The organism is Bradyrhizobium sp. GW821-FHT13H05 (assembly GCF_058804065.1).
The window spans coordinates 208751-222518 of the sequence record NZ_JBXAPO010000006.1 but is presented as its reverse complement, the minus strand read 5'-3'; the positions used below and the strand labels follow the sequence as shown (position 1 = coordinate 222518).

The 13768-nt window shown below is 64.9% G+C and carries 13 protein-coding genes; 12 read left to right on the top strand and 1 reads right to left on the bottom strand.

The window, feature by feature from the left end; translation table 11 throughout:
• Positions 1–6: 6 nt before the first annotated feature.
• The 12 genes from AC1RR3_RS20570 to AC1RR3_RS20515 all read left to right on the top strand — a co-directional run bounded on the left by AC1RR3_RS20570 (position 7) and on the right by AC1RR3_RS20515 (position 12817).
• Entirely contained in the window at positions 7–1548 is a 1542-nt protein-coding gene (locus tag AC1RR3_RS20570) for an ABC transporter substrate-binding protein (protein ID WP_492824936.1), read from the top strand.
• Positions 1545–2390 (top strand): polysaccharide deacetylase family protein, encoded by an 846-nt coding sequence (locus tag AC1RR3_RS20565; protein WP_492824935.1) that lies wholly within the window; start codon positions 1545–1547, stop codon positions 2388–2390. Before AC1RR3_RS20570 ends, AC1RR3_RS20565 begins: the two co-directional genes overlap by 4 nt.
• Positions 2387–3157 carry a polysaccharide deacetylase family protein gene (locus AC1RR3_RS20560; protein WP_492824934.1) on the top strand — a complete coding sequence of 257 codons (771 nt, stop codon included), beginning with the start codon at positions 2387–2389 and terminating at the stop codon, positions 3155–3157. Before AC1RR3_RS20565 ends, AC1RR3_RS20560 begins: the two co-directional genes overlap by 4 nt.
• 279 nt (positions 3158–3436) lie before the next feature.
• Positions 3437–4432 (top strand): TRAP transporter substrate-binding protein DctP, encoded by a 996-nt coding sequence (gene dctP, locus AC1RR3_RS20555; protein ID WP_492824933.1) that lies wholly within the window; start codon positions 3437–3439, stop codon positions 4430–4432.
• A gap of 4 nt (positions 4433–4436) precedes the next feature.
• Entirely contained in the window at positions 4437–5000 is a 564-nt protein-coding gene (locus tag AC1RR3_RS20550; RefSeq protein WP_492824932.1) for a TRAP transporter small permease, read from the top strand.
• The gene (locus tag AC1RR3_RS20545; RefSeq protein WP_492824931.1) at positions 4997–6295 is read left to right on the top strand and encodes a TRAP transporter large permease; all 1299 of its coding nucleotides are present in this window, start codon (positions 4997–4999) and stop codon (positions 6293–6295) included. Before AC1RR3_RS20550 ends, AC1RR3_RS20545 begins: the two co-directional genes overlap by 4 nt.
• 209 nt (positions 6296–6504) lie before the next feature.
• Positions 6505–7680 (top strand): alpha-hydroxy acid oxidase, encoded by a 1176-nt coding sequence (locus tag AC1RR3_RS20540; RefSeq protein WP_492824930.1) that lies wholly within the window; start codon positions 6505–6507, stop codon positions 7678–7680.
• 40 nt (positions 7681–7720) lie between these two features.
• On the top strand, positions 7721–9028 hold the full coding sequence (locus tag AC1RR3_RS20535; RefSeq protein ID WP_492824929.1) for an NtaA/DmoA family FMN-dependent monooxygenase: 1308 nt from the start codon (positions 7721–7723) through the stop codon (positions 9026–9028).
• Positions 9029–9136: 108 nt separating this feature from the next.
• Positions 9137–9919, top strand: a complete 783-nt coding sequence (locus tag AC1RR3_RS20530; protein ID WP_492824928.1) for an amidohydrolase family protein — start codon at positions 9137–9139, stop codon at positions 9917–9919.
• A gap of 5 nt (positions 9920–9924) precedes the next feature.
• Positions 9925–11049, top strand: a complete 1125-nt coding sequence (locus AC1RR3_RS20525; protein WP_492824926.1) for a LysR family transcriptional regulator — start codon at positions 9925–9927, stop codon at positions 11047–11049.
• A 28-nt stretch (positions 11050–11077) separates the two neighbouring features.
• Positions 11078–12061, top strand: a complete 984-nt coding sequence (locus AC1RR3_RS20520; RefSeq protein ID WP_492824925.1) for a flavin reductase — start codon at positions 11078–11080, stop codon at positions 12059–12061.
• A 45-nt stretch (positions 12062–12106) separates the two neighbouring features.
• On the top strand, positions 12107–12817 hold the full coding sequence (locus tag AC1RR3_RS20515) for an RraA family protein (protein WP_492824924.1): 711 nt from the start codon (positions 12107–12109) through the stop codon (positions 12815–12817).
• On the opposite strand, the gene AC1RR3_RS20510 is transcribed toward AC1RR3_RS20515, so the two are convergent.
• On the bottom strand, positions 12814–13764 hold the full coding sequence (locus tag AC1RR3_RS20510) for an acetamidase/formamidase family protein (RefSeq protein ID WP_492824923.1): 951 nt from the start codon (positions 13762–13764) through the stop codon (positions 12814–12816). The genes AC1RR3_RS20515 and AC1RR3_RS20510 overlap by 4 nt on opposite strands.
• Positions 13765–13768 lie beyond the last annotated feature (4 nt).

The following is a 13768-nucleotide window of genomic DNA, read 5'->3' as shown; positions in this document are numbered from 1 at the left end:
TTGCGTATGAAGCGTTTTGTCGTTGCGTTGTGTCTGATGCTTGCATCGCTACCCGCTGCCCGCGCCGAGAGCGTTCTGCGCAGCATGGTCACGACCGACATCCGCGGCCTGATGCCGGGCAACAGCCCCGACGACAATACCGGCCTCGTGCTCCAGCAGATCTATGAAGGGCTCGTCGCCTGGCGCGGCGATGGCACCGTCGCCCCGATGCTCGCCAAGGCGATCGAGACCTCCGCGGACGGCCGCACCTACACCTTTACACTCCGCGAGGGCGTGGCCTTTCACAACGGCGCGCCCCTGACCTCGCGGGAGGTGGCGTGGACCTGGGAACGCTTCCTCGATCCGAAATCAGGCTGGCCGTGCCGGACCAATTTCGACGGCACGCGCAAGATCAAGATCGCCGAGATCACGGCGCCGTCGCCGGAGCAAATCGTCTTCCGTCTCGCCGAGCCGAGCGGCGCTTTCCTCAGCACGATGGCGCGGGCCGATTGCGACGGCACCGGCGTCGCGCATCCGGACTCGGTCGGGGCCGACGGCAGCTGGCAGAAAGCGATCGGCACCGGCCCGTTCAAGCTCGCCGAATGGCGCCGCGGCCAATTCATCGAGCTTGCGCGCAACGAGGCGTATGCCGCGCGCGTCGAGCCGGCCGACGGTCTCGCTGGAGCCAAGCTGGCCAAGGTCGATCGCATCAGGCTGTCCATCGTGCCCGATCCGGCGGCGGCGAAGGCGGCGATCCAGTCCGGTAGTCTCGATCTCTGGCCCTCGGCCGATCCAAAATTCGCAGGCGAGCTGAAATCGGCAGGGCTCGTGATCGCATCGGCGCCGGTCGCCTCGCTGAATGCGATCGTGATGCAGACCAATGATCCGCTGCTGAAGGACAAGCGCATCCGCGCGGCGATTGCCGCCTCGCTCGATTATCCCAGCATGAGCGACAGCCTGACCGACGGCTATGCCAAGCCGAGCACCTCACTGGTGCCGCTCTCGAGCCGTTACTATGGCGCGGTGGAGCAGGCGGGTTACAGTCTCGACATCGCGCGCGCAAAGAAGCTGCTGACTGAAGCGGGCTACAAGGGCGAGCCGATCAGGATCACAACCAATTCGCGCTTTCCCGTCATGAACGACGTTGCCGTGCTGGCGCAAGCGATGGCGCAGCAGGCCGGCCTCAACCTCACCGTCGAGGTCGTTGAATTCGCCACCCAGCTCAGCCGTTACAACAAGGGCGACTATCAGCTGATGGTGTGGAATTACACGCCCTATCTCGATCCCGCCTTCGGCCTCGATCGTTTCATCGGCGACAAGAGCGTGCAGCCCGACCGCGTCTGGGGCAATGCTGCTGCGATTGATCTGCTCGGCAAGCTGATGGAGACGGCCGCGCCAGAGGCACGCCAGCCGCTGTTCGATGCACTCCACAAGCTCTTCGTCGATGATGCGCCGATGATCGTGTGGAGCTCCGGCGTCAATGTTTCTGCGGTCTCGCCGGCGGTGCGCGGTTACGCGCCGTGGGCCGGCCGCAAACCCCGCTTCTGGAATGTCGAGGTTGTCAGATGATTTCCCTTGCCCAGCGCAGGCAGCATGCCTGGCCGGACGGCGCGCGCTGCGTCGTCGGCCTCACGCTCGATTTCGACGGCACCTCGCTGGAACGCGGCCGCGGGCAGTTGCCGCTCGGCGCGCGCTCGCACGGCCGCTACTCCGCCAAGTGCGGCATTCCGCGCTTCGTCGACATGTTCACGCGGCACGACGTGCCCTGGACGTTCTATGTCTCCGGCTATGACGCCGAGGAGAGCCCCGATCTCGTCCGCGACATCTCGCGTTCCGGCATCGAGATCGGCTCCCACGGCTATTTCCACGAGGGCACCGACCCCGGCGATGCCGAGCCGGAGCTTCTGGAGCGGACGCACCGTCTGCTCACGGAGATCACCGGCTCAGCGCCGCGCGGATGGCGCTCGCCGTCCGGGCACAAGACCGCGCGGACGCTGCGCAAGCTCCGCGAGCTCGGCTATGTCTATGATTCCAGCGACAAGGATTTTGATCTGCCGTATCTCGCCCGCTACGACGGCGAGGAGCGCAGCGACTATGTCTGCCTGCCCAACAACACCTCGAGCCTGGATGATTTCCCGTTCTACCGCGTCAGCTACACGCCGCCGTCGGAAGTTCTGACGCATTGGGAGCAGGAGTTCGACGCCATCTATGCCGAGGGCGGTTACTACAATTTGACCTTCCATCCACGCGTCGGCTACGGCTCCGGCTCGCCCGCGCGTGTCGCGGCAGTCGAGGGGCTGATCAAATACGCCAAGCTCCACGACGGCGTGCGCTTCGTCGGCATGCTGGAGCTGGCGGAATGGTGCCTGAAGCGGCCGTCAGATTGGCGACGGGACTGGAGCGGACAATGAGCAAGCCGATCATTCCAGTTGTCGTGACCGTCAACCTCCAGGGCAAGACGGTCGAGCGGACCCAGCTCGGCGAGGACGCGCTGTTCGGCCGCGCGTCTTACGGAAAATACGCCTATGCGGTTGGCTGCGAGCGGCTGTTCGGCTTGCTCGATCGCCACGGCATCAAGTCCACCGTGTTCGTTCCGGGTGCGGAGGCCGAAGCCAATCCCGCCTATGTCGCCGCGCTCGCCGGCCGTGGACACGAGATCGCCGCGCATGGCTGGGCGATGGAAGAGATGGACGCAGCAGGCATCGACGAGCGGGCGCTGCTGGAGCGCACGCATGCGACGCTGTCGCGGATCGCCGGACGAGCGCCGCGCGGCTTTCGGGCGCCGCATGGCCGCCTCACGGAACGCACGCTCGGCCACTTGGCCGATCTCGGCTATCGCTATGATTCGAGCTTCCAGGACGACGACCATCCGTACCGGTTAGACGCCGATGGCGGCCGCGGCATGGTCGAGGTGCCGCATGCGGAGATCCTGATCGACGCGACGCTCTACGGCCAGCGCCAGACGCACGACCGCGTCATGAAGATGTGGCGCGAGGAGATCGAGGCGATGCATCGCGCGCGCTGCCTGATCACGCTGACGCTGCATCCGCGCAGCGACTATGGCAGCGCGCGGGCAAGCCGCGTAGCTGCCCTCGACGGCCTGCTGACCTGGCTGCGGGGCCTCGACGGTGTTGCATTCCTGACCTGCGAAGAGGTCGCCGGCCAGTCGCTCTCCTGACCGCCGGCGTAACCGCGCGAGAAGCCGCCGACAGGGGCCGCCCAAGCCCGCCGGTCGCGCCTGCGTCATTCATCGGAATAAGCGGCAAATCGCCGCGCGATGCATCATTCCGGCCGATGGATGCCATCAGGAAAATGCCCAATCGGGCCTGAAAGCCTTGTGCTAACAAAACTCAATGGCGTTTCGGCAAGGGACCTTGATGGGGCTCTGCAGAGGCGCAGGGCCAGGGGCGGCACGTCCCGGTAATACAAAATAATAACATCAACCTTAGGGATGGAAATGGCACGACGGCTTGCGGATTTCGCAGCAGCAACCCTGCTGGCGCTCTCCTTCCTCGCAACGCAAACGACCCCTGGTACGGCTGGCCAGACCTGGAACGCCTACACCTACAATTCCGTCGCCACCGTCACCGCGGCCAAGGGCCTCGCCGAACTGTTCGACGAGATCGGCAAGCGGACCAATGGCGAGCTGAAGATCAAGCTGCATCTCGGCGGCACGCTGCAGATCAAGGCGACTGACATCACCCAGGCCGTCGCCGACAACATCGTCCAGATGGGAGATGACGCGTTCTTCCTCGGCAGTGTGCCGGTCGGAGCGGTCGTGCGCCTGCCCATGCTGGTCCACAATCCCGCCGAATACGAAAAGGTGTCGGCCATCCTGGCGCCGGCGCTGAGCGAAGCCTATGCCAAGCGCGGCATCGTCGTGGTCGGCCAATACGTGTTTCCGGAGCAGGTGATCTGGTCGCGGAAGGAGCTCAAGTCGCTCAGGGATATCCAGGGCCAGAAGATCAGGGTGATCTCGCCCGACCAGGGCGAGTTCATCAAGAAGATGGGCGGCTCGCCGGTGACGCTGGGAACGGCCGAGGTCCCCGCCGCCATCGACCGCGGCGTCGTTGACGGCGCGATCACCGCAAGCTCCGGCTACGGCTACGTCTGGCGCGATCTGTTCAAGTACAATTACCGGCTGAACCTCGGCTATGTCTCTTCGCTCTTGCTGGTGAACAAGAAGGCCTGGGACCGGTTGTCGCCGTCCGTCCAGACCGTGGTGCAGGACACGATCCGCGAGATCGCGGACAAGACGACCAAGGCGATGGCATCAGAGGATCAGGACCTCACCCAGAAGCTTGCCGCGCAGATGACTTCGACCACGCCGTCCACCGCGGAAATCGAGGAAGCCGGCCAGAAGATCAAGCCCTACTACGCCGAATGGGCGAAAGGGCAGGGACCCGAGGCGGCCGAACTGCTGGACCAGGTCCGCAAGGCTCTGGGACGCTGAGGGCATGCTGACATCTCCCCAACCGCAGCGGCTCGACGCCGGACACGCCGTCGAGGCCGCACCCTCGCAAGTCGCCGAGGGATGGATCGAGCGGCTGTGCCGCTGGCTCTGCGAGCTCGCCATCGTCTCCATGATGGTCATGGTTGCGGCCGAGGTGGTCCTGAGAAACCTGTTCGGCGTCTCGCTTCAGTCGGCAGACGAGCTCGGCGGCTATCTGCTCGTCGCCGTTTCGTTTCTGAGCCTGTCGACCTGTTTCGTCAGCGGCGCCTTCCACAAGGTGGAATTCATCGATAGCCGGCTCGGCGAACGCGGTCACGCCCTGCGCAAATTGATCTTCGATGCGATCGCGCTCGCCTTCAGCCTGCTGCTGCTCTGGCAGCTGGTCCGCCTGGTGCTGCGCAGCTTCGACGGCGGCGATTTCGCCGCGACCATTCTCGGTACGCCGCTGTGGATTCCGCAAGCCATCATGCCGCTTGGCACCGCAGCTCTCTGCACTTCGCTGATCAGGGCGATTCGAGCGGACATCCGCTGGCTCGGGGCCGCAAACCGTCGGAGCCGTGGTCAATGAGCGCGGGTCTCCAACTCATCGTCGCCTTCGCGGTGTTCCTGTCGCTGCTCGGCCTCGGCATGCAGGTGCCGTTCGCCATCGCGATCCCTGCCGCGGTCTATCTGTTCATGCAGAACGGCTTTGATGCCTTCAACGGGCTCGGCCTCGTCAGCTGGGGCAGCATGGACAGTTTCACCCTGACCGCCATCCCGCTCTTCATCCTGCTCGCCGAAATCATGCAAAAGAGCGGACTGAGCTTCCGGATCTATCGCGGCCTGTCCGTGCTGGTCGCGCGCATCCCCGGCGGCTTGCTCCAGACTAATATCGCGGGCTGCGCGGTGTTCGCCGCGATCAGCGGCTCCAGCATCGCGACCGCGGCCTCGATCGGCAGCGTCGCGTTGCCTCAGCTCGGCCAGCGCAAATATGATCGCCGGCTCTCCGCCGGATCGCTCGCGGCCGGCGGCACGCTCGGAATTCTGTTTCCGCCGAGCATTGCGATGATCGTCTACGGCACCTTCAGCGAGACCTCGGTCGCAAAGCTGTTCATGGCCGGCGTGATCCCGGGATTGATCCTGACCGCCATGTTCATGGCCTATATCGCCATCTACACCACGATGAGGCCGAGCGCGGCGCCCGCGGAGGTGCTGACGCGGAGCGTCGCCGGCATCATGAGCGCGCTGGTCGACGTCGTGCCCTTCGCGATCCTGATCGCGTTCATTCTCGGCAGCATCTATTCGGGGCTGGCCACCCCGACCGAAGCGGCGGCGATCGGCTGTCTGTTCGGCATCGCGATCTCCGCCATCTGGGGCGAGCTGACCTGGCCGAAATTCGTCGCCGCCATGCACCGGACGGTCGAGGTCGTCGGCAATATCCTGTTCATCGTCTATGCGGCCTTTCTGTTCTCCTACGCGATCAGCTATGCCGGCGTCGGCGATGACGTCACCGCCTTCGTCGTCGGTCTGCACCTGAGCAAGGTCGAGTTCTTCATCGCGGTCTTCGTTCTCTACACAGTTCTCGGCTGTCTGGTTGAGAGTCTTGGCATGATCGTGATCACGGTGCCGCTGCTGTATCCGGTGCTGGTCCAGTACGGCGTCGATCCGATCTGGTTCGGCGTCATGCTCGTGATGTTCATCGAGCTCGGGCAGATATCGCCGCCGATCGGCATCAATCTCTTCGTCATCCAGAGCATCTGGGACGGCAAGCTCAGCGAAGTGGTGATGGGAACGATCCCGTTCCATCTGATCATGCTGGTCCTCTTGTTCATGCTCGCGATCTGGCCGGAAATCGCTCTGTTCCTGCCGACGCGCATGGGCTGAGAAGACCCTATCGTCAGGCAGGTTTGCGCGCGCGGCGCTCGCCGCGTGCCGCCTCGCTTCGTCCTTAAAATTGCGTGCGACATCATCACACCGACTGATGGTCAGCATCAAAATTTGGCCAATTCTCTGTCGCGCCACGATCGACCAATAATGGCGTTACGGATCGACCCCAGTCGATTCTGCGCATCAAGGTGAGCCGACAAGAACTCATGCAACTCGAACACGCGATAAACTTCGACGACATCAGGACGCTCGCGCGCAAACGCCTGCCGCGGATCGCTTTCGACTTCATCGACGGCGGCGTGGACGGAGAGGCAGGGCTTGCGCGCAATCGTGTTGCGTTCGATCGCTACAAGCTGCTGCCGCGCTATCTTGTCGACGTCGAAAAGCGTCGCCAGACCGTCAATCTGTTCGGCCACGATTATGCCAGCCCGTTCGGTATCTCGCCGATGGGCATTGCCGGATTCTTCCGCCCTGGCGCCGATCTGATGCTCGCGCGTGCTGCGGCTCGCTTCGACATTCCCTACATCATGTCGAGCGCGAGCTGCGATTCCATCGAGGCGGCGATGGCGATCGCGCCCAAGACGACCTGGTTCCAGATCTACGGCACACGCGATCCCCACATCACGCTCGACCTGGTGCGCCGCGCCAAGGCGCTCGGCGTGCGGGTGCTGCTGATGACGATCGATACGCCTGTCATGGGCAAGCGCGAGCGCAACGTCCGCAACGGTTTTCGCCGGCCGATGAAGATGACGCCATCGGTGATCCTGCAGGGATTGAGCCGGCCGGGCTGGACCTGGCGCTATCTCACCAAGGGCGGAATCCCGATGATGGAGAACTGGCGGCCCTACGCGGCGGAGGGCGCGAACGCCAATGCGATCGCCGACCTCTATGGCGAGCAGACGCCGGCGCCGGCGCAGACATGGTCGATCCTCGAGCAGGTCCGAAAGGCGTGGGACGGCCCGCTGGTGGTCAAGGGTGTGATGCATCCGGCGGACGCGCTGAAGTGCCTCGAGTGTGGAGCGAATGGCGTGATGGTGTCGAACCATGGCGGACGGCAGCTCGACAGCGCGCCGGGCTCGATCGACATGCTGCCGGCGATCGCCGACGCGGTCGGGGGCCGCATGGAAGTTCTGATCGACAGCGGCTTCCGCCGTGGCAGCGACGTTGCAAAGGCATTGTGCCTCGGCGCCAAGGCCGCGTTCTTCGGCCGCCCCGCCATGTTCGGCGTCGCCGCGGCCGGTGAGACCGGCGCCTGCAAGGTCATCGACATCATGCGGCAGGAGATGAGCCTGCTGATGGGACAGCTGGGCTGGATCGACGTGGACAAGGCGGGGCCGGACAGCCTGCTCGACCTGCTGGACCCCCGCATGGGACGAAACTAGCGAACGCGGCCAACACCGGTTCGAGAACGAGAGGAACGACGTGACCAAACGCATGCACCTGATCGGCTTCTACATGCACAGCCCGATCAACCATACGGCACTGAGCTGGGCCGATCCCGAGGACGATCGCGTAGAGGGCATGCAGACGTTCGAGCACTGGAAGCGCCTCGCGCGGACGCTCGAGCGCGGCCGCTTCGATGCGGCGTTCTTTGCTGATACGCCCGGCGGGATGGAGCGCTACAAGGACAGTTTTGAGGACTATGTCCGCTACGGCGTCACCTGGCCATGCCACGACCCGATGGCCCTGCTCGGCGTGATGCTGGCGGAGACCAAGCATCTCGGGCTTGCCGTCACGCTGTCGACGGCTGGGACGCATCCCTATCACACGGTACGCCGGCTCTCGACGCTGGACTATCTCAGCGGCGGGCGCGTCGGCTGGAACATCGTGTCGGGGCATCTGCGTGGCGAGCATCGCGCGCTCGGCCTCGATCAGATCGAGCACGACAAGCGCTACGACCAGGCCGATGAGTACATGGAGATCTGCCACGCGCTGTGGAACGGGATCCAGCCCGGCGCCGTTCTCGCCGACAGGCAGAGCGGCAAGTTCGCCGATCCGGCCAAGGTCGCGGTGGTCGATTTCAAGGGTGCGCACTATCGCTGCCATACCGTGCCGCCAACGCTGCCATCGGCCCAGGGGCGGCCTGTCTTGTTTCAGGCGGGCTCATCCGGCCGCGGCCAGGAATTCGCGCTGAAGCACAGCGACGTCGTCTTCTCGATCCAGGCGCGGGTGGAATCGATGAAGACGTTCGTCGACAAGCTCAAGGACTCCTCGACATCGCAGGGGCGGGCCGAGCCGCCGAAAGTGGTGTTCGGCATTCAATGCGTGCTTGGCGGCACCGAGGCCGAAGCGAAGCGCCGCCAAGCCGAAATCTTCGAGCGCATCCCGCTCGACGCCGCGCTCAGCCGGATGTCCGGCACGCTCGGCATCGACTTCAGCAGGATCGATCTCGACACGCCGCTTGCGGCCAACACGACGGACGCTTCGCGCGGCATGCTGATGGCGCTGGCGAACATGACCGGCGACGGCAACGCGACCGCGCGCGACGCAGCGCGCGTGTTCGGCGCGACCGCCGGCATGCCGCAACTGGTCGGCACGCCGGAGCAGGTCGCCGACCAGCTCGAGCATCTCTGGCGCACGAGTGGATGTCACGGCTTCAACATCACGCCGACGACCAACATCCGGAGCATCGAGAACTTCGTCGACGAGGTCGTTCCGCTGCTGCAGGCGAGGGGCGTGTTCCGGACCGACTATGACGGCGAAACCCTGCGCGACAATTTCATGAACTGAGGAGGAGATCGCGCGCTCTGTGCCGCGATCGGTGCTTTCGAGATGCCAGACAAGTCAACACCACGAACTCCCAAGCTCCGAGCGCCCGCAGGCGCCTGCGACACCCATATGCACATCTACAGCAGGGCGTATCCGGCCTCGTCCAAGGCGTGGCTGTTCCCGCCCGACTTCAGCGTCGAGGACTATCGCAAGGTGCAGGCGCGGATCGGCCTGCAGCGCACGATCATCGTTCAGCCCGTCACCTACGGTTTTGACAATCGCTGCACGCTGGATTCGGTTGCTGCCTTCGGCCCCGGCGCGCGGGCGGTTGTGACCGTGCCGACCGATGTCACCGACGGCGAGCTCGACCGGCTCTGGCAGGGCGGCGCGCGGGGGCTGCGTTACCACCAGATGCGCGGCAGCGTCACCGAATGGTCCGACGTGCACGTGATGGCGGAGCGCGTCCGCGGCACCGGCTGGCATCTTCAGATTCAATTTGACGGGCTGGAATTCCCCGAGCACGAGGCACTGCTCGCGCGTTTGCCTTGCACATTGGTGATCGACCATATGGGCCGCTATGCCCGGCCGCTCGCGGTGGAGCATCCGGCCGTCCAGTCGCTGCTCCGTCTGGCTGCGCGCGACAACGTCTATGTCAAGCTGTCGGGTGCCTATCACATCGCGCATGCGGGTGGCCCCGACTATAAGGAGGTTGCGCCGATCGCGCAGGCGCTGGTTCGACAGGGGACCGACCGCCTGCTGTGGGGATCGGACTGGCCGCATCCGACCGAGACGGCCGAGACCATGCCTGATGACGCCGATCTGCTGGATCTGCTCCTGAGCTGGGCGCCGGATCCGGCCGCGCGTCAGGCCATCCTCTCCGACAATCCTGCCCGTCTCTACGGGTTCGGGTAGCCGACATGTTGCACGCCGCCCTGCAATCCACCCTGCCGACGCCTGATCGACGCGATCAGAGCGGATGCATTGCGCTATCATCAGATATAATGATGGTATGCCGGGCGGACCGTTTCATTGACCTGATGAGAGGGCCTGCGCGGCCCGATTTAACTCATTGGGCTAGGTGGAACATGCTCTCCAGGGTGACGCTGGACCAACTCCAGATGCTGATCGCCGTCGCGGACTGCGGCAATTTCTCTGCGGCTGCGCGCAAGGTCAATCGCGTCCAGTCGGCGGTCAGCCAATCGATCCAATCGCTTGAGGACGCGCTCGAGCTGAAGCTGTTCGATCGTTCGAGCAAGCTGCCCCGATTGACGGACGCGGGCGAGGCCATCGTCCAGGACGCGCGCCGGATCGTCAGCAGCACCGATGCGCTGCGCGCCCGCGCCAAGAACATGGCGACCGTGGCCGAGCCGGAGATCAGTCTCTCGATCGAGCAGGTGTTTCCGAGCTCGGTGCTGATCGAGAGCCTGCGCGCGTTTCGGGAACGCTTCCCGCTGGTGTCGGTGAACCTGCTCGCCGAAGGCCTCGGCGCGCCCGAGCAGTCGCTGTTCGAAGGCAACGCACGGCTCGCGATCTATTCGACCGCGCTGGATGGGATGCCGGGTTTCCAGATGGAATTTCTCGGCGACGTGCCAATCTCGCTGGTGGCCTCGTCCCGGCACCCGTTGGCGGCGATCGAGGGATTGATTCCGCAATCCGCGCTGGAAGAGCACATCCAGCTGACCATGGTCGATCGCACCAAGCGTTACCGCGGCGTCGTGATGGGAACGCACACCTGGAGCTTCATCGACCAGTTCAGCCGGCTCGATTTCGTCCGTAACGGCTTTGGCTGGTGCGCGATGCCGACCCATCTCGCGCAATCCTATCTGGATTCCGGCGAGCTCGTGGAATTGAAGCTCGCCGCGCACAATGGCGAGCCGCTGCGGTTTCCGCTCTATGCCGTGCACAAGATCGAGCAGCCGCCCGGGCCGGCCGCGCAATGGCTGCTGAGCGAGCTGCGGCGCCGCTTTTCGGAATGGATCGCCGCAACCGTCGATCGTCAATCGCTGCGGCGGGGAATCCAGATCCGGGTGACCACGGTGTGATGGCTGATCAGGCTGAACGGAGTCGTCGATGAAATTGCCGATCGAGAGTGGAGACCCCCGTGTCGAGATGGAAGGCTTTCGGCGCAGTCTCGCCGAATTCGCAACCGGCGTCACTGTCATCTCGACGTCGACGGGCGGCGAGCGCTTCGGCCTGACATCGAACTCGTTCACCTCGGTCTCGCTCGATCCTCCGCTGGTGCTGTGGTCGATCCGCCGGGAGAGCAAGAGTTTTGCCGCCTTTGCGGCGTGCTCCCATTTTGCCGTCAACGTCCTCGCCGAAGACCAGATCGAGCTGTCGCAGCGCTTTGCGCGGTCGGGGCCGGACAAGTTCAGGGATCTCGACTGTGACGCAGGCGAGGGCGCTGCGCCGCTGCTCGCTGGCGTCGCGGCCTCGTTCGAATGCGTCTGCCGCCAGACCCTCGATGGTGGCGATCATGTCATCCTGATCGGCGAGGTCGTGCGCTACCATCGCCACGATCGGCGGCCGCTGTTGTTCGTCAAGGGCGGCTATGCGGTCTCGGCCGAACATCCCGACATGCGCGCCTTCGCTGGAGGCGGAAGCGCGGACCGGTCCGACGGCAGCGAGGAGCGCGTGCTGTCCAACCTCATGATCCGCGCCTACAGCAGCATTGCATCGCGGCTGGAGCAGGGGCGGCAGACGGAAGGGCTCGGCCTCACGCTGATGCAGGCGCGGCTGCTGCGCGCTGCGGCGACGTCGCCGGATCGCACGCTCGATGCGTTGATGCCAGAGCTGTTCCTCGATTTCGGTGCCAGCCGCAGCCTTCTTGAATCGGTCGTGTCGCTGGGGCTCGTGGCGGTCGATGATCACGGACGCATCCGTTTGACCGCGGCGGGCGAGGGGTGTCTTCGCGCGATCGTGGCCCATGCGCGCGCCAATGAAGCGATCCTGTTTCAGGGAATCCCGGACAGCGATCTTGCAACCGTCAGGCGCGTTCTCAATACGATGGTTTCGACGCAGCTCAACGCGCCGGAGCCAGCGCCCGTCCAATGATCCGCGCGCGAGCGCTAGCGGTTCCCACCTGGAAAGGACATCATAGTGCAATCAGTCGTCTACACACGAATTCCCCGACTCGATCCCGCGCTGATCGCGCGTGCCAGCCGCATCAATGTCGCCGATCTGCATGAGGGATTGGGCGCGGTCGTCGGGCGGCAATGCCTGATGCAGCCGCAGATGCGCGCGCTGTTCTCGACGGCCCGGATCTGCGGCCAGGCGATCACCTCGTTCAATTTTCCCGGCGACAATCTCATGCTGCATGCGGCCTTCCGGGTCGCCGCGCCCGGCGACATTCTCGTGCTGACCAATGGCGGCTCGCCGCAGGGCGCGCTGTGGGGCGAGATCGCGACCTATTACAGCCGGATCAGGAAACTGGGCGGCGCCGTGATCGACGGCGCGATGCGGGACTCCCTGCAGATCACCGAGATGGCGTTTCCGGTGTTCGCCTCCTGCATCTCCGTGTCCTATCCCGGCAAGCGCGGCCCGGGCGCGGTCAATGTGCCCGTGGTCGTATCAGGCGTGACTGTCAATCCGGGCGACCTGATCGTCGGCGATGCCGACGGCGTCATGGCGATCCCGCCTGCTCAGGTCGAGGCTGCCGTTCGCAATGCCGAGGCGCGGGTGGCGAAGGAGGCGGAGATCAAGCGGCGGCTCGACGAGGGCCAGACGCTTTACGATGTGGCGGGGATGAAGAGCCTGTTCGAGGCCGCCGGCATCGTCGAGATCGATGCGGTCTGGAACGATCGGGCCTAGATTTGCTTCAGGGGCATGCGGGACTTCGCCAGCACGCAGTGAATGCCCTTGTTGCCATCGACCAGCTGCGTGACCCTGAGGTCCGCGGCGATCGAGCAGAGCGTATAGGCATCCTGCGCGCTGAGGCCGCTCTTTTCACGGATCAGCGCGATCATGTCGCGCAAGGCGGCCTTGGCGGCATCGTCGAGATCCTCGTCGAAGCCCATCGTGATCCAGTCCGACGCGGTCTCCGCGCGCGGCGAGGTTAGCCTGAGATCGCGGCGGACGTGGAATTCGAAGGTGCCTGTCAGCGCGGCCTCGATCGCGGTGAGACAGACTTCGCCGTCGCCCTGCAGCGCGTGGCCGTCGCCGGCCGAGAACAGCGCGCCGGGCACGAACACGGGGAAATACAGCGTGCTGCCGGCGACGAGCTCCTTGTTGTCCATGTTGCCGCCGAACGCCCGCGGCTCCTTCGATGACAACCGGCCCCAGCCCGGCGGCGGCGCGACGCCGAAATTGCCGAAGAACGGGGAGAGCGGCAGCTCCTGCCCCCAGGGCAGTTTTGCGACATTGCGCGCGCGGTCCAAGGGAATGTGGATGCGGCGGAACTCGGGGAAATCCTCCGGCAACGTGCCGAGCGTCGGGACCTGGATATTCCAGCCCCAATTGCAGCGCAGCTCGATGCTCTGGACGCGCACTTCGAGCACGTCGCCGGGCTCGGCGCCCTCGATGTAGACGGGACCGGTGAGGAGATGCGGCCCCGGACCGCGGAAGGTACTCGCCAGCACCTCCGCATGTCCGGGAACGCTATCAAAGCCGAGCGACGGATCGGGCAGGTCGTCCGGCTCGCCCGAGAGGGTCTCGATGGTCACCCGGTCTCCGGACGCGATCCGGAGCACCGGCTTCAGCCGTCCATCCCAGAGTCCCCACTGGACGTTGCCGGGTGTGGATCGCAGAACGAAGTCCATCGAT

Excerpts from the sequence above, each read along its gene's own strand:
- AC1RR3_RS20520 (WP_492824925.1), top strand. The coding sequence starts at position 11,078 with ATGAAATTGCCGATCGAGAGTGGAGACCCCCGTGTCGAGATGGAAGGC.
- AC1RR3_RS20570 (WP_492824936.1), top strand. The coding sequence starts at position 7 with ATGAAGCGTTTTGTCGTTGCGTTGTGTCTGATGCTTGCATCGCTACCC.
- AC1RR3_RS20510 (WP_492824923.1), bottom strand. The coding sequence starts at position 13,764 with ATGGACTTCGTTCTGCGATCCACACCCGGCAACGTCCAGTGGGGACTC.
- AC1RR3_RS20565 (WP_492824935.1), top strand. The coding sequence starts at position 1,545 with ATGATTTCCCTTGCCCAGCGCAGGCAGCATGCCTGGCCGGACGGCGCG.
- dctP (WP_492824933.1), top strand. The coding sequence starts at position 3,437 with ATGGCACGACGGCTTGCGGATTTCGCAGCAGCAACCCTGCTGGCGCTC.
- AC1RR3_RS20525 (WP_492824926.1), top strand. The coding sequence starts at position 9,925 with ATGTTGCACGCCGCCCTGCAATCCACCCTGCCGACGCCTGATCGACGC.
- AC1RR3_RS20540 (WP_492824930.1), top strand. The coding sequence starts at position 6,505 with ATGCAACTCGAACACGCGATAAACTTCGACGACATCAGGACGCTCGCG.
- AC1RR3_RS20550 (WP_492824932.1), top strand. The coding sequence starts at position 4,437 with ATGCTGACATCTCCCCAACCGCAGCGGCTCGACGCCGGACACGCCGTC.
- AC1RR3_RS20545 (WP_492824931.1), top strand. The coding sequence starts at position 4,997 with ATGAGCGCGGGTCTCCAACTCATCGTCGCCTTCGCGGTGTTCCTGTCG.
- AC1RR3_RS20530 (WP_492824928.1), top strand. The coding sequence starts at position 9,137 with ATGCACATCTACAGCAGGGCGTATCCGGCCTCGTCCAAGGCGTGGCTG.
- AC1RR3_RS20560 (WP_492824934.1), top strand. The coding sequence starts at position 2,387 with ATGAGCAAGCCGATCATTCCAGTTGTCGTGACCGTCAACCTCCAGGGC.